Source organism: Psychroflexus salis (assembly GCF_014640175.1).
Lineage (GTDB): Bacteria > Bacteroidota > Bacteroidia > Flavobacteriales > Flavobacteriaceae > Psychroflexus > Psychroflexus salis.
Genome location: NZ_BMGL01000004.1, coordinates 187,443 through 205,385, shown reverse-complemented (window position 1 = coordinate 205,385; position 17,943 = coordinate 187,443). Strand labels below are relative to the sequence as shown.

Annotated in this window: 18 protein-coding genes and 1 riboswitch; of the genes, 12 read left to right on the top strand and 6 right to left on the bottom strand. The window is 32.5% G+C overall.

Going from position 1 to position 17,943, the window contains the following annotated elements; genetic code table 11:
* The first annotated feature begins 62 nt into the window (after positions 1 to 62).
* From rsfS to IEV63_RS04565, 6 genes are all read left to right on the top strand, one after another.
* On the top strand, positions 63 to 428 hold the full coding sequence (rsfS, locus tag IEV63_RS04590) for a ribosome silencing factor (protein WP_188405613.1): 366 nt from the start codon (positions 63 to 65) through the stop codon (positions 426 to 428).
* Between the two features lie 20 nt (positions 429 to 448).
* A complete protein-coding gene (ftsH, locus tag IEV63_RS04585) occupies positions 449 to 2,542 on the top strand; it encodes an ATP-dependent zinc metalloprotease FtsH (RefSeq protein ID WP_188405612.1) in 2,094 nt (697 codons plus the stop codon).
* Positions 2,543 to 2,618: 76 nt separating this feature from the next.
* Positions 2,619 to 3,221, top strand: coding sequence for an LUD domain-containing protein (locus tag IEV63_RS04580; protein WP_188405611.1), 603 nt, complete (start codon positions 2,619 to 2,621; stop codon positions 3,219 to 3,221).
* A gap of 3 nt (positions 3,222 to 3,224) precedes the next feature.
* Positions 3,225 to 4,028: a phosphatidate cytidylyltransferase gene (locus IEV63_RS04575; RefSeq protein ID WP_188405610.1), complete on the top strand. Its 804-nt coding sequence runs from the start codon at positions 3,225 to 3,227 to the stop codon at positions 4,026 to 4,028.
* Positions 4,018 to 4,671: a phosphatidylserine decarboxylase family protein gene (locus tag IEV63_RS04570; protein ID WP_188405609.1), complete on the top strand. Its 654-nt coding sequence runs from the start codon at positions 4,018 to 4,020 to the stop codon at positions 4,669 to 4,671. The genes IEV63_RS04575 and IEV63_RS04570 overlap by 11 nt, the downstream gene beginning before the upstream one ends.
* Positions 4,672 to 4,673: 2 nt before the next feature.
* Positions 4,674 to 4,970, top strand: coding sequence for an acyl-CoA-binding protein (locus IEV63_RS04565; RefSeq protein ID WP_188405608.1), 297 nt, complete (start codon positions 4,674 to 4,676; stop codon positions 4,968 to 4,970).
* Here IEV63_RS04565 and IEV63_RS04560 read toward each other — a convergent pair.
* Positions 4,967 to 7,600: a valine--tRNA ligase gene (locus IEV63_RS04560; protein WP_188405607.1), complete on the bottom strand. Its 2,634-nt coding sequence runs from the start codon at positions 7,598 to 7,600 to the stop codon at positions 4,967 to 4,969. The genes IEV63_RS04565 and IEV63_RS04560 overlap by 4 nt on opposite strands.
* A gap of 59 nt (positions 7,601 to 7,659) precedes the next feature.
* Positions 7,660 to 9,021 (bottom strand): aspartyl protease family protein, encoded by a 1,362-nt coding sequence (locus tag IEV63_RS04555; RefSeq protein ID WP_188405606.1) that lies wholly within the window; start codon positions 9,019 to 9,021, stop codon positions 7,660 to 7,662.
* A gap of 89 nt (positions 9,022 to 9,110) precedes the next feature.
* Here IEV63_RS04555 and IEV63_RS04550 point away from each other — a divergent pair, with 89 nt between their 5' ends.
* The 4 genes from IEV63_RS04550 (at position 9,111) to IEV63_RS04535 (ending at position 13,037) form a co-directional block, all read left to right on the top strand.
* Positions 9,111 to 10,301 (top strand): pyridoxal phosphate-dependent aminotransferase, encoded by a 1,191-nt coding sequence (locus tag IEV63_RS04550; protein ID WP_188405605.1) that lies wholly within the window; start codon positions 9,111 to 9,113, stop codon positions 10,299 to 10,301.
* Positions 10,302 to 10,306: 5 nt separating this feature from the next.
* Entirely contained in the window at positions 10,307 to 11,320 is a 1,014-nt protein-coding gene (murB, locus tag IEV63_RS04545) for a UDP-N-acetylmuramate dehydrogenase (RefSeq protein ID WP_188405604.1), read from the top strand.
* Positions 11,321 to 11,609: 289 nt separating this feature from the next.
* Positions 11,610 to 12,341 (top strand): DUF547 domain-containing protein, encoded by a 732-nt coding sequence (locus IEV63_RS04540; protein WP_229737175.1) that lies wholly within the window; start codon positions 11,610 to 11,612, stop codon positions 12,339 to 12,341.
* A gap of 6 nt (positions 12,342 to 12,347) precedes the next feature.
* Complete coding sequence (locus IEV63_RS04535) at positions 12,348 to 13,037, top strand: TIGR04283 family arsenosugar biosynthesis glycosyltransferase (protein WP_188405602.1); 690 nt, start codon at positions 12,348 to 12,350, stop codon at positions 13,035 to 13,037.
* A 99-nt stretch (positions 13,038 to 13,136) separates the two neighbouring features.
* Here IEV63_RS04535 and trxA read toward each other — a convergent pair whose 3' ends face one another.
* The 4 genes from trxA to IEV63_RS04515 form a co-directional block, all read right to left on the bottom strand.
* Positions 13,137 to 13,454 carry a thioredoxin gene (gene trxA / locus IEV63_RS04530; protein ID WP_188405601.1) on the bottom strand — a complete coding sequence of 106 codons (318 nt, stop codon included), beginning with the start codon at positions 13,452 to 13,454 and terminating at the stop codon, positions 13,137 to 13,139.
* 92 nt (positions 13,455 to 13,546) lie between these two features.
* Complete coding sequence (locus IEV63_RS04525; RefSeq protein ID WP_188405600.1) at positions 13,547 to 14,503, bottom strand: transketolase family protein; 957 nt, start codon at positions 14,501 to 14,503, stop codon at positions 13,547 to 13,549.
* Between the two features lie 25 nt (positions 14,504 to 14,528).
* Positions 14,529 to 15,374, bottom strand: a complete 846-nt coding sequence (locus IEV63_RS04520; RefSeq protein WP_188405599.1) for a transketolase — start codon at positions 15,372 to 15,374, stop codon at positions 14,529 to 14,531.
* Between the two features lie 92 nt (positions 15,375 to 15,466).
* The gene (locus IEV63_RS04515) at positions 15,467 to 16,291 is read right to left on the bottom strand and encodes a thymidylate synthase (RefSeq protein ID WP_188405598.1); all 825 of its coding nucleotides are present in this window, start codon (positions 16,289 to 16,291) and stop codon (positions 15,467 to 15,469) included.
* Between the two features lie 183 nt (positions 16,292 to 16,474).
* On the opposite strand from IEV63_RS04515, the gene IEV63_RS04510 reads away from it, so the two are divergent.
* Together IEV63_RS04510 and IEV63_RS04505 are read left to right on the top strand one after the other, a co-directional pair.
* On the top strand, positions 16,475 to 17,191 hold the full coding sequence (locus IEV63_RS04510) for a hypothetical protein (RefSeq protein ID WP_188405597.1): 717 nt from the start codon (positions 16,475 to 16,477) through the stop codon (positions 17,189 to 17,191).
* 1 nt (position 17,192) lies between these two features.
* Entirely contained in the window at positions 17,193 to 17,840 is a 648-nt protein-coding gene (locus tag IEV63_RS04505) for a hypothetical protein (RefSeq protein WP_188405596.1), read from the top strand.
* 27 nt (positions 17,841 to 17,867) lie between these two features.
* Positions 17,868 to 17,928, top strand: a riboswitch (Fluoride riboswitch).
* Positions 17,929 to 17,943: the final 15 nt, after the last annotated feature.

The following is a 17,943-nucleotide window of genomic DNA, read 5'->3' as shown; positions in this document are numbered from 1 at the left end:
GTGCCTTATTAAAAGACTAAAAAAAGCTAGATTTGCACATTCTAATTAAATAAAATTTAGCATTGAGTAAAAATAATACCGATCAACTTATTTCGCTTATTATAAAAGGCGTCGAAGATGTAAAAGGCAAAGATATAAACATCTTGGATTTACGAGACATAGATAACACAATTTGCGACTACTTTATTATATGTGGTGGAACTTCAAACACTCAGGTTGATGCTATTGTTAATTCCATTCGAAAAAACGTTAGTAAGGAAATTCAAGAAAAACCTTTAAATGTAGAAGGCTTAAATAATTCTGAATGGGTTTTAATGGATTATGTAAATATTATTGTTCATGTTTTTCAAAAACACATTAGAGAACATTATGATATTGAAAGTTTGTGGGGAGATGCTAAGCTTACAAAAATAGAGACTAATTATTAATTTGGTGCATAATTTTTAATATGACAAAACATACAAAACAAAATAAAAACACTTCACCCAAAGGGAAAGGTCCAAATAAACCTAAATTTAATTCTTATTGGATTTACATTGGGATAATTGCATTGTTTATCGGAGTACAATTTTTCGGTGGTAGTAATTTTAACAATACTTCAGAGACTAGTCCGAGTGAATTTGAAAATTTCTTAAGAAACGGCGATGTAGAACGTTTAATTATATACAAAAACACCCGAATTGCAGAAGTATACTTAACGGAAGAAGCAAAAGAAAAACCCGAACATCAATCCGTGTCTAAAGACGATGCATTTGGTGGGCAAAGTCCAGATTATCAATTTGAGTTTGGCGATCTCCAAAATTTTGAAAACAAAATTAACGAGATTAAAAGAGAAAATGATATTCAATTAAATCCCCGCTACGAAACCAAAAACGATTTTTGGGGAGATATCTTAATTGGATTATTGCCTTTTATTGTAATTATCGGTATTTGGATATTTATAATGAAGCGAATGAGCGGCGGTGCTGGTGGTGGTCCTGGTGGACAAATATTCAACATCGGTAAATCTAAGGCAAAATTATTCGACGAAAAAACAGAGGTTAAAACATCGTTTAAAGATGTAGCAGGCTTAGAAGGAGCTAAAGATGAAGTACAAGAAATTGTAGACTTTTTAAAGCATCCTGATAAATACACTAACTTGGGTGGTAAAATCCCGAAAGGAGCTATACTTGTTGGCCCACCAGGAACTGGTAAAACACTTTTAGCAAAAGCAGTAGCAGGCGAAGCCGGAGTTCCATTTTTTTCTTTATCAGGTTCAGATTTTGTTGAAATGTTTGTTGGAGTTGGAGCATCTCGAGTTAGGGACTTATTTAAACAAGCTAAAGAAAAATCGCCATCTATCATTTTTATAGATGAAATTGATGCAATTGGTAGAGCTCGTGGAAAAAGTAATTTTTCAGGCTCTAACGACGAAAGAGAAAACACCCTAAATCAACTCCTAACAGAAATGGATGGATTTGGCAGCAAAACCAATGTAATTGTTTTAGCAGCAACAAACCGTGCAGATGTTTTAGATAAAGCTTTAGTTAGAGCTGGACGCTTTGACCGTCAAATCTATGTTGATTTACCCGATTTAAATGAGCGTAAAGAAATTTTTGATGTGCACTTACGTCCACTTAAAAAAGTAGCAGACGAACTGGACACAGACTTTTTAGCAAAACAGACTCCAGGCTTTTCTGGTGCTGATATTGCTAATGTTTGTAACGAAGCGGCCTTAATTGCAGCAAGAAATGGACATTCTGCTGTAGGAAAACAAGATTTTTTAGATGCAGTAGATCGAATTATAGGTGGTTTAGAAAAGAAAAACAAAATCATGACGCTAGAAGAGAAAAAAGCTATTGCGTACCACGAAGCTGGTCATGCAACTGTTAGTTGGCTTCTAGAGTATGCTGCACCTTTAGTTAAAGTAACCATCGTACCAAGAGGACAATCCTTAGGTGCTGCTTGGTATTTACCAGAAGAACGCCTTATTGTTAGAACTGAACAAATGTTGGATGAAATGTGTGCAACTATGGGAGGAAGAGCTGCCGAAAAAGTTGTATTCGATAAAATTTCGACAGGTGCTTTAAGCGATTTAGAAAAAGTTACTAAACAAGCTAAAGCCATGGTTACCATTTATGGCTTAAACGAAAAAATCGGGAACTTAACGTACTACGACTCCCAAGGCCAAGAACCAAATTTCACAAAGCCTTACAGCGAAAAAACATCAGAATTAATCGATGAAGAAATTTCTAAATTAATTGAAATTCAATATGAACGCGCAATTGATATTTTAAGGAAAAATATTGATAAGCTACATAAGCTTGCTGAAATCCTTTTGGAAAAAGAAGTTATTTTTAAGGATGATATGGAAGATATATTTGGGAAGAGGCCTTTTGTTAAACCAAAAATGTCAGAACGCAACGGAAGCACTTCGGCTAAGGCAAATGCACAAAGCAAAAAAGATGCGGAAGAAATTCAAAACAATGTTACAAGCTCAGATGAAGCTTCACCCGAAAGCAAAGAAGATAAAGAAAATGAAAAAACAAGCTCAAACGAATAAATTAAATAGTATTTATTCATAAATAGAGATTTAATTTAACTAAATTCATATTTTTGACACTAATGCAAATAATTTTATGAATATTTTTAATCGTCTTTTTGGTAATAAAAAAAAGAAAGACAAGCAAAACTTACAAAAAGACCCTGCCGAAAGTAAGTTTATGCCTGAAAAGCGATTACCTATCGACGAAATGTTCATGACTAACTTTAAAGCCAACGGAGGTAAATTTTTGTATTGTGAAGATGAAAATGATGTTCTTACTCTTTTTCATCAAATTTTAAAAGAAAACAACTGGGCAAAAGAAAATGTTTTTGTGAAAGACCCACAACTTTTACAGCGTTTTAAAATACCAACATCTACAACAAAACCTTTAGAAGCTGACTATTTTTTACTCTCAACCGAATATTTAATTGCGAATACGGGAGCACTGCTAGTTAACTCCGATCAAATTGGCGAAAAAAAATTAAACGATTTACCTTATAATTTTGTAGTTATTGCTACCACAAGCCAATTACTAGAAACCATAGGTGAAGGTTTGCAACTAATTAAGAGCAAGAAGAGTACGATACCAAGCAACATAACAACCATGAAAACTTTTGAAGGAAAAGTAGAATCTGATTTTATGAGCTACGGTAGTCCTTCAAAAAACTTATATTTGCTTCTTCTTGAAGATTTATAATTAATGAATGAAACTATAAAACGCGCTTTAGCTGGCGTAGTTTATATACTAATTATTGCTGGTTCTGTAATTGCAGGTGAAAAAACCTTGATACTGGTTTTTTTAATTTTAGGCATTATTTCAATTTACGAATTGCAACGTTTATTGAAGTTTAAAAACCTTATCGGTTATTTATTATTAGCTAGTTTACTGTATAGTTTAACAAATTTCCCTACCTACTTTACGTACGTTTACTTACTTATTCCGTTTGTTTTACTAGTAAAAATACTGCTGCTAAAAGACTTGTTTTCTAAAAAAGATTTTGTAATTATATCAGATAAAAAGCCATTAATTTCTTGGCTCTACATCGTACCATCTTTTCTGTTTTTATGTTTATTACCGAGTGTTAACGGAACTTATCAACCCTATCTACTCATCGGCTTTTTTGTGCTAATTTGGGTAAACGACTCGTTTGCTTATTTAATTGGTAAAAATTTTGGAAAACATAAACTATTTCAACGTGTATCGCCTAAAAAAACTTTTGAAGGCTTTTTTGGTGGTTTAATTGCTTCATTAATTTTTGGATATATTATTTATACAATAACCGATTTATATAATATATTTGTTTGGTTCGGAATTGCATTAATTGTATGGGTTACTGGAAGTTTAGGCGACTTAGTACAATCTAAATTTAAAAGAGTTGCTAAAGTAAAAGATAGCGGCAGTATAATGCCAGGGCACGGAGGCGTTTTTGATAGAATGGATAGTACCATTTTTTCCATTACATTTGTATATACTTTTTTGTTAATAATTGAATATGTTTCATAAAGAAGGCTTTAAAATATTATTAGTATCCTTGATGCTATTTATCGCTCTAAACCTAGCGACCAGTTTTATAACTAATTTAATATGGGTAAAATATACTGTATTTGGCATTAGTTTTATTTTCTTCATTTTAGTAGCCCAATTTTTTAGAAACCCTAAACGTGGCATTCTTCAAAATGAAAACTTCGTAGTTGCTCCTGTAGATGGTAAGGTAGTTGCTATTGAAGAAGTTGAAGAAAAGGAATATTTTAAAGATAAACGCCTATTAGTTTCTATTTTTATGTCGCCTTTAAATGTGCATGTAACGCGATATCCCTCAAGTGGTGAAGTTAAATATAGCCAATATCATAAAGGAAAATATTTAGTTGCTTGGCATCCTAAGTCTTCAGAAGAAAATGAACGCACAACTGTAGTAATTGAAACTGCTAAATTTGGTGAAATTTTATATCGTCAAATTGCTGGTGCAGTTGCAAAACGAATAGTTAATTACGCTGTAGTTGGGCAAAAGATTAATCAAGGTGATGATAGTGGTTTTATTAAATTTGGATCGCGAGTAGATGTTTTCTTACCAATTGGAACACCAGTAAATGTTCAAATAGGTGAAAAAGTACGTGGTGCAGAAACCAAATTAACCGAATTAATTTAGTCGTGAATTATACAGACCTTACAGATCAAAAGTTAGAAGAAGCTTTTTTTGAAGCTTACAAAAAAGTAGGCGAAACCCAAAAGAAGTTTCCACAAGATATATTATTGCACTTTTACTCTTACTATAAACAAGCAACAAACGATAACCGCTTACAAGTTTACCATCAACCCGAAAGTGGTGAAGAATTGGTTAACGCATTTAAAGCTAATGCATTATTCCAAATTAAAACCATGTCTCAACGAGAAGCCAAAATTAAATACATTCAACTTGCTAAACAGCAGCTTAATGGCGAATTTTAGTTTAATGCTTCTAAACTAGTTTTTACAGTTTCTATTTTTGCTAAAGCATCTTCTTGCTTTTGTTTTTCGATAGCTACTACTTTTTCTGGAGCATTTGCCACAAACTTTTCATTACCTAATTTTTTCTCAACCGACTTTAAAAAGCCTTGCAAATAAGTTAGTTCTGCAAATAGTTTTTCTTTTTCAGCTTCAACATCTACAGCACCTTCTATTGGAATAAAGTACTCGTTAGCTAATACTCGGAAAGAAAAAGCCCCTTCTACCTGTTCGTTAACTTCCTGAAGTGGTTGTAGGTTACATAATTTTTCTACAACAGTATTAAATTTAGCATCAAAATTTTCGTTATTAATTAGCTTAAGTTGTAAGCTTTCTTTAAAAGCTATATTTTTCTCTTTTCTTATATTTCGAACACCACTAATTACATCTTTGGTAATCTCAAAATCTTTCAAAAATTGAACATCAAAATTTGCTTGTTCTGGCCATGTAGCTACAATAAGCGCTTCATTTGTAGTACGTTTTTTAATGTTATGCCAGATTTCTTCAGTTACAAATGGCATAAATGGATGCAATAATTTTAAATTATCTTCTAATAAAGTTAGTGTGCTTTTTAAGGTTTTAGCATCAATTGCTTGCTGGTAAGCTGGTTTCACGATTTCGAGCAACCAAGAACAGAAATCATCCCAAACAAGTTTATAAGTTTGCATTAAAGCGTCAGAAATTCGATATTTACTGAAGTGGTCTTCAATTTCACTCAATGTAGCTTGAAATTTAGCTGCATACCAATCTAATGCAAGTTTGCTATGCTCAGGCTGTTCAATTTCAGTTGAAACTTCCCATCCTTGAATTAAACGAAAAGCATTCCAAAGTTTATTAGCAAAGGCTTTACCTTGTTGACAAAGAGCTTCGTCGAACAACAAATCATTTCCTGCAGAATTACTTAATAGTAAACCAACACGAACGCCATCGGCTCCGAACTCTTCAATTAATTTTAATGCATCTGGAGAATTCCCTAAAGATTTAGACATTTTTCGCCTTTGCTTATCTCTAACAATCCCTGTTAAATAAACATTTTCGAATGGTTTTTGATCGGTGTATTCGTATCCAGCCATAATCATTCTGGCTACCCAAAAAAACAGAATATCTGGACCTGTAACTAAATCTTTGGTTGGATAATAATAATTAAATTCTTCATTTTCTGGATTCCGAATACCATCAAAAACGCTCATTGGCCATAACCAAGAAGAAAACCAAGTATCTAACACATCTTCTTCTTGATGAATGTCGGCATGACTTAAAGTTGGATTGCCTGTTTTTTGAATAGCTAACTCTAATGCTTCATCTGCATTTTTAGCAACGACAAAATCATTTTTGCCTTCGCCAATATAATAAGCTGGAATACGATGCCCCCACCATAGTTGTCTTGAAATATTCCAATCGCGAACATTTTCTAGCCAATTTTTGTAGGTATTTTCAAATTTTTTAGGAAATAATTTTACTTCTTTATTGGTTAAAACAGCATCTAAAGCAGGCTTAGCTAAGTCTTGCATTTTTAAAAACCACTGGTCTGAAAGTTTGGGCTCAATTACAGCGCCTGTACGCTCGGATGTGCCGACTTTATTAATGTGATTTTCAACTTTTATAAGATGGCCTTTTTGCTCTAATTCCTTTGCAAATAATTTCCGAACTTCGAAACGATCTTTGCCTTGATAGTCTAAACCATAATGATTAAGTGTGGCATCATCGTTAAAAATATCGATTACTTCTAATTGATGTTTATCGCCCAACATTTTGTCATTCTCGTCGTGCGCTGGAGTAACTTTTAAACAACCTGTTCCAAATTCTAAATCTACATATTCATCCTGTATAATAGGAATACTCCTATTAACAACTGGAACGATGGCACGTTTATTTTTTAAATGTTGGTAACGTTCGTCTTCGGGGTGAATACAAATTGCTGTATCACCAAACAAAGTTTCTGGTCGAGTAGTAGCAATACAAAGTGTTTCGTCTGTGCCTTCTACATGGTAATTAATGTAGTATAACTTACCTTGTTTTTCTTGGTGAATAATTTCTTCATCGGACAGAGTGGTTTTAGCTTCAGGATCCCAGTTCACCATGCGGTATCCACGGTAAATTTTTCCTTTATTATACAGATCAATAAACGTATGAATTACCGATTCGTATAAATCATCATCCATTGTAAATTTTACACGATCCCAATCGCAAGATGCACCTAGTTTTTGTAACTGATTCAAAATCTTGCCTCCATACGTATTTGTCCAATCCCAGGCATGGTTTAAAAATTCATCTCTAGATATTGAAGATTTTTCTACACCTTCACTTTTCAGTTTTGCTACCACTTTTGCTTCGGTAGCAATCGATGCATGGTCCGTACCCGGAACCCAACATGCGTTATAGCCTTTTAATCTTGCTTTGCGTATTAACACATCTTGTATAGTGTTGTTTAACATGTGTCCCATGTGTAAAACTCCCGTAACATTAGGTGGTGGAATTACAATGGTGTAAGAAGGTTTTTCACTAGGCTGAGATTGAAAAAATTTATGTTCTAACCAATAAGAATACCATTTATTTTCAACTTCTTTTGGAGAATATTTTGTAGCTATGGACATTTGGGTTTATTTATGGCTGCAAAAATACCATTTAAGCGCATAAACAAAAGACTAAAGCATTAGTTTTTTGAGTTTTGAATTAAATCTTTAAAACGATCTCTTAAATAGATTTCTTTTTTAAGTATTTTTCCTTTTCTATTAAGCTCTAATTTTACTTTTTTGCCTTCTTCTTCAGACAATATTTGTTGAATTTGTTTTAATTTTAATTGGTATACTTCTTTCGAATTTATTTTAATCAACTCGTCTCCCACTTTAATTGAAGCATCTGCAGCTGGCGAGTCAAGTCGAATATCTGAAATAATTAACTTGGGTTGAATTTCAACGCTTAATATAAAATCGTTTCTAGATTTGGGGTTTAATTCTTCATTAAATTGAGTATATTTTTCAATATTCATTTTTACACTTTTAATCCGCTTAACCATTTTAATACCATCAAACTCTAAAACTAATCCGCTCATATCATACCCAAATGTTTCGTTGTAATTAGAATTCGACTTAAAATAAATTCTTTTATTTGGGTAATCTATAAACCATTTAAAACGCCTTAATATTTCTGCTCCAATGGTACCATCGCGCATTACATTTTGTTCAATTTGAATTATTTGGTCTACATTAGGATAGGCAACTGTGGGCTGATTTATACGATATTTACCCAATACAACTTCTTGCACTCTAGAACGCTTACCTTTAATAGTAGAATTAAAACCATAGCCCAAAATATCTTTAAAATATAATTGTGGTACTTGTATGTATTCTTTTTCTAAAAGCCAAAAACTTGACCCAGAGCCAGTATCGAATAATAAATTTAAATTTGGTTTTGTAATACTGCTATCTTTAACCTTTAAATTTAGGTAAGGTTTTCGTTTATAAAAAAGTAATGGTAGGGCTTCAAAACTGCGTAATTTTCTATTAAACTTTTCTGGATTATATAATTTAATCAAGTTTCTTTTATAATCAATTCGAACAATAAAATCTTTAAAAAAATCGTAGCCAATTATTCCATTAATTGGCAAGCCTAAGCGTTTAGTGAGCTTGTTATCCTTATCGATTATAAAATATACATCTTTATTGTTATGAATTGCGCTTCCGATTTGCAATGTGTTTTCTATGGATTGGTAAGCCACGAAGTTATCGTCTATACCCAAGCCGCGTATATTAACCTGATTGGCTTTATTTAGCTCCATGCTTTCGCCAGCTTCTAAGGCAATGAGTAAGGTTTTATCAACACCCGTATCTAATAAAAAAGAAAGTTCTACGCCATTAAGTTCTACAGGAATGATAATAAGATTATTTAATTGTTCAAATTTAATTTTTATTGCTCTTTGGTTCGGATTTACAAAATGAAATCCAGGATCTGGTTGGGCAAAAAAACTTGCAGAAACCAGTAATAAGATTAAGATTGGAGTAAACTTTTTAAGCATAAGTTAAAAGTAATAAAACCTTATTAAATCGATTATATGAAGCTACTTATGTAACATATATTTTGCATTTTTGTAAAAAATAAATTGAAATGCCGAAAATATCGCAAAAGGGTCTGGCAATGCCAGAATCTCCAATTCGTAAATTAATGCCGTATGCAGAGATTGCTAAAAAATCAGGTAAAACTATTCATTATTTAAATATTGGTCAACCCGATATAGAAACCCCTAAAGTAGCTTTAGATGCAGTAAAAAACAACGATTTATCTATATTGTCTTACAGTCCATCGCAAGGTTTTGAAACTTACTTAGAAAAACTTTCGGCTTATTATAAAAAAAATCAGATTCCTTTACATCCAGACGAAATATTGGTTACAACTGGTGGGTCTGAAGCCTTGCTATTTGCTATGGGTTGTATAACAGACCCTGGAGATGAAGTAATTATACCCGAACCTTTTTACGCAAATTACAACGGATTTGCAACTGCATCTGGTGTTCGCGTACGTGCGGTTGAATCTAAATTAGAAAATAATTTTGCACTGCCACCAATTGCTGAATTTGAGAAACTAATTAATCCAAACACAAAAGCAATTTTAATTTGTAATCCTGGAAATCCGACAGGTTATTTATATACTAAAGATGAAATTGAGCAATTAGCAGATTTAGCTTTAAAACATGATATTTTTATTTTAGCAGACGAAGTTTATAGAGAGTTTGCTTACGATGGTGCAAAACATTATTCAATTATGCAAGTGGAGCGTTTAGCAGAACATGCTATTATGATCGATTCTGTTTCTAAACGATACAGCATGTGTGGAGCTCGAATTGGGTGTATAGCTTCTAAAAACAAAGAACTAATAACAAATGCAATGAAGTTTGCACAAGCAAGGTTAAGTCCGCCAACTTTTGCACAAATTGCTGCTGAAGCTGCCTTAGACACCGATGATGCTTATTTTAATGAAGTTATTTCTGAATATGTAGAACGCAGAAACACCTTGGTTGAAGGTTTAAAGAGCATAAAAGATGTAAAAGTTGCAGTGCCTAAAGGGGCATTTTATTGTACTGTAGAGTTGCCAGTTGAAGATTCTGAAGATTTTGCTAAATGGTTACTTTCTGAATATGAAGTTAATGGTGAAACAATCATGGTTGCTCCAGCTGCAGGTTTCTATTCCACCCCAAATACAGGTATAAACCAAATTAGAATTGCGTATGTACTTGAAAAAGAAATCATTTTAAAAGCAATTCATATTTTAAAGTTAGCTTTGCAAGATTATCCTAATTAGTTGTAATGCAAATACAAAAAGATGCTCCGCTTAAATCGCACAATACATTTGGCATAGATGTGCGTGCTAAACAATATATTGCTATTTATTCTGAAAAAGAACTAAAGCATATATTAAAACGCTTTTATGCTGAAGAGCTTTTTGTTTTAAGCGGCGGCAGTAATATGTTGCTAACCAGCGATGTTGACGCAACGGTTTTACATATAAAAATCAATGGAATTCGTGTTGTTTCAGAAGACCAAGATGAAGTGGTTATCGAAGCTAAAGCTGGCGAAAACTGGCATCAATTTGTACTCTGGTGTATTGATAAAAATTATGGTGGTTTAGAAAACCTATCGCTAATTCCCGGACTTGTAGGCACTTCGCCCATTCAAAATATAGGTGCTTACGGAGTTGAGTTAAAAGACCACTTTGTAAGTTGTACCGCAATTCACAAACAAACCTTAGAAGAAAAAGTTTTCAGCAAAGAAGAATGTAAGTTTGGTTATCGTGAATCTGTTTTTAAAAATGAATACAAAAACCTTTATATTATAACTTCTGTTCAATTTAGGCTTACAAAAAGAAAGCATAAGTTACAAACTTCGTATGGAGCTATTCAAGCTGAGCTTTCCAAAAAAAACATAAGTAAACCAAGTATTAAAGATGTATCCGATGCTGTAGTTTATATCCGAAAAAACAAATTACCCGATCCTAGAAAAATTGGAAATTCGGGAAGCTTTTTTAAAAACCCAATTGTAGATGCTAGTTTTTTTAAACAGATTAACGAAAAGTATCCAGAAATGCCTTTTTATGAATTAGCTGATGGAAATTATAAAATCCCAGCAGGTTGGTTGATTGAAAAATGTGATTTTAAAGGTTTTACAAAAGGCGATGCAGGTGTACACAAAAACCAAGCACTTGTACTTGTTAATTACGGAAAAGCAACCGGAAAAGAAATTTTAGATTTAGCTAAAGCTATACAATATAAGGTTCAACAGGTATTTAATATTCAATTAGAAACGGAAGTGAATATTTTTTAAACTTTACTTTTTCATAAGTTTTGATATAAATTTTTCATTTTTTCAGTTTTAATTCCAATTACAAGCACATTATATGTTACTTAAACGTACTATTCCATTTTTATCAAATTTAGCTTTATTTTTATACATTTGAGATTTAAGCAGTTTTGTATATTTCATACTAATTCATGCTTTAATTTATAAGATTGGTATCATGTTAATGCGTATTTGAAGCTATATTTAAACTAAATGTAAATTAAACTTGTTTACAATGTAAGTATCATTTAAGTCTCACTACCAATTTAAAAAAATGATTTATTCAAAAAAATTGTTTGCTATATTAACTTTTGTATCATTCATGGGGTTTTTCCAAGATACAAAGGCGCAAATAAGCCACAAAAGCTTCACCGAAATTCTTGAAAAACACGTTTCGGAAGCTGGTTTTGTAAACTATAATCTACTTAAAAAAAACGAACAAGACTTAGACCATTATTTAAACATATTGGCCAAGCATACTCCCAAATCTAATTGGACGCGGAATGAAAAAATGGCTTATCTCATCAATACTTATAATGCTTACACTTTAAAACTAATTTTAAAAAATTACCCTGTAGAAAGCATTAAAGATATTGGAGATATTTTTAGTAATCCGTTTACAACTAACTTTATTCCTTTTGAAAACGAATTAATTTCATTGGATGATGTAGAAAAAGGAATGTTGCTAAAAATGAACGATCCTAGGATTCATTTTGCTATTAATTGTGCTTCTAAAAGTTGTCCTAAATTGCAAAATGAAGCTTTTGAAGCTAAAAAATTAAATGATCAACTTGAAAAAGCAACTAAAGAATTTATTCTTTCTAATGAAAATAGCATTACTAAAAACAAGCTTCAGCTTTCAAAAATATTTAAATGGTATACATCCGATTTTGAAGCTCAATCAGGTTCTATACAGGATTTTATAGATAATTATGTAGATGAAAAGATTTCTGCTGATGCTGAAATTTTATTTACTAATTATAGTTGGAAGCTCAATGGTAAATAAACGTGTATGATTAGCATTATTATTCCTGTTTACAATGAAGCTAAAATAATTAAAAGTCAACTACTGTTGCTTCAACAAAAACTAAGTAAACATAATTATGTGCGTGAGATTATCGTAGTAGATGGAGGTAGTACTGATCAAACTTTTCAAATAGCTTCAACTTTAGACTTCATCAAATTAATTAAAGCCAAAAAAGGAAGAGCAAAACAAATGAATACAGCGGCGAAAATTGCAAATGAAAAAGTCTTGTATTTTTTACATATCGACTCTACTCCACCCAAAGATTTTGATTATTACATCGCTCATCAAATACAGCAGAAAAAATATGCAGGTTGTTTTTGTATGAAATTCGATAGTGCCCATCCTTGGCTGATGTTAATGAGTTGGTTTACCAAACTTAACCATAAAGCCTGTCGTGGTGGTGACCAAAGTTTGTTTATAACTAAAAAATTATTTAATGAAGTTGGTAGATACAATGAAACTTATCAAATTTATGAAGATAATATCTTAATAGGAAAGTTGTACAACAAGAAACAATTTACAGTTATACAAAAATGGATTACTGCTTCACCTCGACTGTATCGAAAACTAGGAGTTTGGAAACTACAATGGATTTACCTAATGATTTACTTCAAAAAATGGCGTGGTGCGAAACCCGATGAAATTTACTCGTATTTCCAATCTAAATTGAAATGATTTTTTAAAATCTAAATTATGTTTTCAATTAAAAAAATTAGTTGAAAACAAAAAAGCCCAAGTAATACTTGAGCTTATAATTTGTTTGCCTGTAATAAACTACATAGCTGAGTCTATTGCGTCTGTATATGTATCTTTTGAAGCTACACCTACTTGACGGTTTACCAACTCGCCATCTTTAAATAACAAAACAGTTGGGATATTTCTTACTCCATATTTAGCAGCAAATTCTTGGTTAGTATCTACATCTACTTTACCAACAACAGCTTTACCGTCATAATCTTTGCTTATTTCGTCTATAATTGGTCCTACCATTCTACAAGGTCCACACCAAGCAGCCCAAAAGTCAACTAAAACAGGTTTGTCACTTTTTAAAACTACTTCTTCAAAATCTTTATCGGTTATTTCTAATGCCATAATTATATTTTTTTCAAATTTAAGTTAACTATTTCTATGGTTGTACAAAACTAAATTAATTTACACAATACTACTATGTATTTAGTTAATCCTTAAGCTTTTCGTTGTATAACTTTTTTAACTTTTTCTACTATAGAAGCTGCGTTTAAGCCATATTTTTCCATGAGTTGAGCAGGTGTACCGCTCTCGCCAAAGGTATCTTGAGTTGCAACAAACTCTTGTGGAGTTGGATAATGTTGTGCTAAAGTACGAGCTACGCTTTCTCCCAAACCACCTAAAAAGTTATGTTCTTCGGCGGTTACAACTGCTCCAGTTTTTTTAGCTGATGCAATAATCGCTTCTTCGTCTAGTGGTTTAATGGTGTGAATATTTATTACTTCAGCTGAAATTCCAGCTTCATTTAAAACCTTAGCAGCTTCTAAAGCTTCCCAGACTAAATGACCTGTTGCAATAATACTTACATCTTTTCCTTCTTGTAAATGAACTGCTTTTCCAATTTCAAAAGTTTGATTTTCAGGGGTAAAATTGGCTACTTTTGGTCTTCCAAATCGTAAATATACTGGACCATCGTATGCTGCAATAGCCAACGTAGCTGCTTTTGTCTGATTAAAATCGCAGGTGTTAATTACCGTCATTCCCGGTAACATTTTCATAAGTCCAAGATCTTCTAAAATTTGGTGAGTTGCTCCATCTTCACCTAAGGTAATTCCTGCATGCGAAGCACAAATTTTTACATTTTTTCCAGAATAAGCTATACTTTGTCTTATTTGGTCGTAAACCCTTCCTGTAGAAAAGTTAGCAAATGTACCTGTAAAAGGAATTTTTCCGCCAATGGTCATTCCTGCAGCAATCCCTATCATATTGGCTTCAGCAATCCCAATTTGAAAAAATCGTTCGGGATGGTTTGCTTTAAATTCGTCCATTTTTAGGGAACCTGTTAAATCTGCACACAAAGCAACAACATTAGGATTAGATTTTCCTAATTCGGCTAAGCCTACTCCAAAACCGCTTCTTGTATCTTTATTTCCTGTATTCTCGTAAATTTTCATGATTTATTTTTTTGTTGAAGTAGTTTTAATAGTCGCCTAATGTTTCTGGGTTTTGTGCCAAACCTGAAGCCAATTGTTCATCGTTAGGAGCTTTACCATGCCATGCATGTGTATGCATCATAAAATCAACTCCATTACCCATTACCGTATGCAATAAAATAACAATTGGTTTTTGGTTACCCGTTATTGTTTTTGCTTCTGTTAGAGCATTTTTAATAGCTTCTACATTGTTTCCTTCTTCCACTTCTAAAACATCCCATCCAAAAGCTACAAATTTATCTTTTAAGTTTCCTAAAGGTAAAACATCGTCTGTTGAACCATCTATTTGTTGTTTATTATAATCTACTGTTGCTATTAAATTATCAACTCCTTTTGCGCCTGCATACATTATAGCTTCCCAGTTTTGGCCTTCTTGCATTTCGCCATCACCGTGTAGAGTATAAACCAAATGCGAATCTTTATTTAGTTTTTTGGTTAATGCAGCACCAATAGCGACAGACATGCCTTGGCCCAAAGAGCCCGATGCAATTCGAATTCCAGGTAAGCCTTCATGAGTTGTTGGGTGTCCCTGCAAACGCGAATCTATTTTTCGGAATGTGTTTAATTCTTCAACAGGAAAATAACCTGTTCTTGCCAAAACGCTGTAATAAACTGGAGAAATATGGCCATTCGATAAAAAGAATACATCTTCATCTTTACCATCCATGTTAAATTGCGCTTTGGTTTGCAAAACTTCTTTAAATAAAACACTAAAAAATTCGGCACATCCTAAACTTCCGCCTGGGTGACCTGAGTTTACTTGGTGTACTTGTCTTAAAATATCTCGCCGTACTTGCGAAACGAAATCTTCGAGTTGTTGTGTTGTAGACATTTAATTATAATTAATTTCGTGCAAAAGTAACTTTTTAAATATGCTTAAACAAGTTTTTATGCCATACTAAGGCTCAAATCTTTAAGTAATGATTATACGGCTACTTTGCCTTTAATATGCGGATGTGGATTGTAATTTTCTAAGGTAAAATCTTCAAAATTAAAATCGAAAATATCTTTTACATCGGGATTCAACCTCATTATAGGAAGCGGTCTTGGCGCACGAGAAAGTTGGAGTTCAACTTGCTCCATATGGTTGTTATATATATGTGCATCGCCAAAAGTATGTATAAATTCGCCGGGTTGAAAATTGCAAACTTGAGCTAGCATTAATGTAAATAAAGCATAAGATGCAATATTAAAAGGAACTCCTAAAAACACATCGGCACTGCGTTGATACAACTGGCAAGACAATTTACCGTCGGCCACATAAAACTGAAAAAAGGCATGGCAAGGTGGTAAAGCTGCTTTTCCATTTGTAACATTTTCTTCAAATGAAACGGATGTATCTGGCATTACACTAGGATTCCAAGCCGAAACCAGCATTCTGCGTGAGTTAGGATTAGTTTTTAAAGTGCTAATTAAATCTTTTATTTGATCGATTTCTTCGCTATTCCAATTACGCCATTGATGTCCATATACGGGACCTAAATTACCATTTTGGTCTGCCCATTCATTCCAAATCCGAACACCATTTTCCTGCAAATACTTCACATTGGTATCGCCTTTTAAAAACCATAATAATTCGTAAATAATCGATTTTAAATGAATTTTTTTAGTAGTAACCATAGGAAAACCTTCGGCTAAGTCAAAGCGCATTTGGTAGCCAAAAACCGATTTGGTTCCTGTGCCAGTTCGGTCTCCTTTTTGAACACCGTGATCTAAAATATGCTGAATTAAATCGTGATACTGTTTCATTTGTTTTTTTATAATTGTTTCAAAAATAAGGACTAGAATTTATTTGAGCTTAATTATTTAGGTTATTTATTAGCATTTATTAACGCCCTGTTTAATCCTTATTTATATATAACTGAACAAGTCTTGAATATTAAAATAACATTAGCTTTACAAACAAGCTAAAATTATACCTAAATTTACTAAATGAAAAATACAGTACTTTTATTATTAATTTTCAGCTTTTGTAACAGTTGCACTAAACTATACAACTTAAAAGAACGATTAACCATAGATGTAACCTTGGTAAACGAAAATAATTTACCACTTTCGAATGTAAATATAGATGTGTTTGCAGATAACTACCGCAGTATCTTTTTTCCTGAAATAATTCAAGGTCGGAGTGCTAAATTTCAATTCCCTGATTACAATAACGACTTAATCACTTTTAATGAAACAGGGCAAGATGGAAAAGCTCGATTACATTTTCCTAGAGATGGCGGTAATAGCAAAAATAATGACTACCAAGTTATTTTATCGAAAGATGAAGAAGAAAGAAAACCACTAAGTATTTTCCTAAAAATTGATGATTTTGAAGATTTTTATGTTGAAATACCACCGCAAAAATTGTATTTACAAGCTCATCTAACTTCGTTTTTTGTTTCTACAAATTTAAGTGCTGAATACAGTTTATTAGATTATGAATTAATAGGAGAAGTAGCTCATAATTTCATTACAGTTGAAGAATTTTCAACCCCTAAAATTTACAAGGAACCACAAATTATAAATGTTAGAAAAAACCAAACACTTCAACTCAATTATACTTTAGTTGAAAATCTATCGGGTGGCTCAAATACAATTAGCAATCAAGTGTTTATTGAAATTGGCGAAAATCAAGTTGAATATATTATCGAAAACTTATAAAATGAAGCACACACTTTTTATGATAATGATTTTAATTTCATTTTGGGCAGATTATACTTTCGCTCAACATAAAACCGATTTTAATCGCGATGAAGTCACTATCCGAAAAAATGATAATGATGTTTTTGAATTGGGCTATTTAGACTTTAGAATCATTTCACCTACCGCTTTAGGAAATCATTTTTTAAGTGAAGCATACGAACAAGATGCAGCTGGATTCGAATTGTATATGAACATTTATAAAATCTATAATTTTAGAATTGGTTTTGGACTTTCCCGTTTTGGTTCTTCACTAACCGATGCTTCTTTAGCTGGAAACTTTGAGAAAGTGAATTACCGAAGTTATTATGTTCAAGTTTCTTATGTCGTCTATCAGACAAACTTATTTGAAACTGGCTTAAATTTAGGTTATGGTATCAACTATTTTAGGCAGCGTACTCGAGATACCCGTCGTGGAAGTTACAACACTGGCGAATTAAGAGCGGGGATTTACGGACGTTATCAATTTGGTAAAAATTTAGGGTTAAGTTTCGGAGCAAATTATTTAACTACAAATAAAGACATTAAAAGCTCAAATGTTGGTAAAGATTTATTTGGAAGAACGCACGTAATTTATCCTTATATTGGTTTATATATCAATTTTGAATAGCATTTTATAATTTAATTTTATATTTGCTTTAAAATAGGCAATGATGTCTGCCTCGAACCGCCCAAACGCTAATGACGTCTACTTAACAAACTATATAAAGTAG

Bases quoted from the DNA above. Each gene is read 5' to 3' on its own strand.
- IEV63_RS04580 (WP_188405611.1), top strand. From the start codon at position 2,619: ATGAATATTTTTAATCGTCTTTTTGGTAATAAAAAAAAGAAAGACAAG.
- IEV63_RS04505 (WP_188405596.1), top strand. From the start codon at position 17,193: ATGAAGCACACACTTTTTATGATAATGATTTTAATTTCATTTTGGGCA.
- IEV63_RS04560 (WP_188405607.1), bottom strand. From the start codon at position 7,600: ATGTCCATAGCTACAAAATATTCTCCAAAAGAAGTTGAAAATAAATGG.
- ftsH (WP_188405612.1), top strand. From the start codon at position 449: ATGACAAAACATACAAAACAAAATAAAAACACTTCACCCAAAGGGAAA.
- IEV63_RS04570 (WP_188405609.1), top strand. From the start codon at position 4,018: ATGTTTCATAAAGAAGGCTTTAAAATATTATTAGTATCCTTGATGCTA.
- IEV63_RS04540 (WP_229737175.1), top strand. From the start codon at position 11,610: ATGATTTATTCAAAAAAATTGTTTGCTATATTAACTTTTGTATCATTC.
- murB (WP_188405604.1), top strand. From the start codon at position 10,307: ATGCAAATACAAAAAGATGCTCCGCTTAAATCGCACAATACATTTGGC.
- IEV63_RS04575 (WP_188405610.1), top strand. From the start codon at position 3,225: ATGAATGAAACTATAAAACGCGCTTTAGCTGGCGTAGTTTATATACTA.
- IEV63_RS04525 (WP_188405600.1), bottom strand. From the start codon at position 14,503: ATGAAAATTTACGAGAATACAGGAAATAAAGATACAAGAAGCGGTTTT.
- IEV63_RS04555 (WP_188405606.1), bottom strand. From the start codon at position 9,021: ATGCTTAAAAAGTTTACTCCAATCTTAATCTTATTACTGGTTTCTGCA.
- IEV63_RS04520 (WP_188405599.1), bottom strand. From the start codon at position 15,374: ATGTCTACAACACAACAACTCGAAGATTTCGTTTCGCAAGTACGGCGA.
- IEV63_RS04510 (WP_188405597.1), top strand. From the start codon at position 16,475: ATGAAAAATACAGTACTTTTATTATTAATTTTCAGCTTTTGTAACAGT.
- IEV63_RS04535 (WP_188405602.1), top strand. From the start codon at position 12,348: ATGATTAGCATTATTATTCCTGTTTACAATGAAGCTAAAATAATTAAA.
- trxA (WP_188405601.1), bottom strand. From the start codon at position 13,454: ATGGCATTAGAAATAACCGATAAAGATTTTGAAGAAGTAGTTTTAAAA.
- IEV63_RS04515 (WP_188405598.1), bottom strand. From the start codon at position 16,291: ATGAAACAGTATCACGATTTAATTCAGCATATTTTAGATCACGGTGTT.
- IEV63_RS04550 (WP_188405605.1), top strand. From the start codon at position 9,111: ATGCCGAAAATATCGCAAAAGGGTCTGGCAATGCCAGAATCTCCAATT.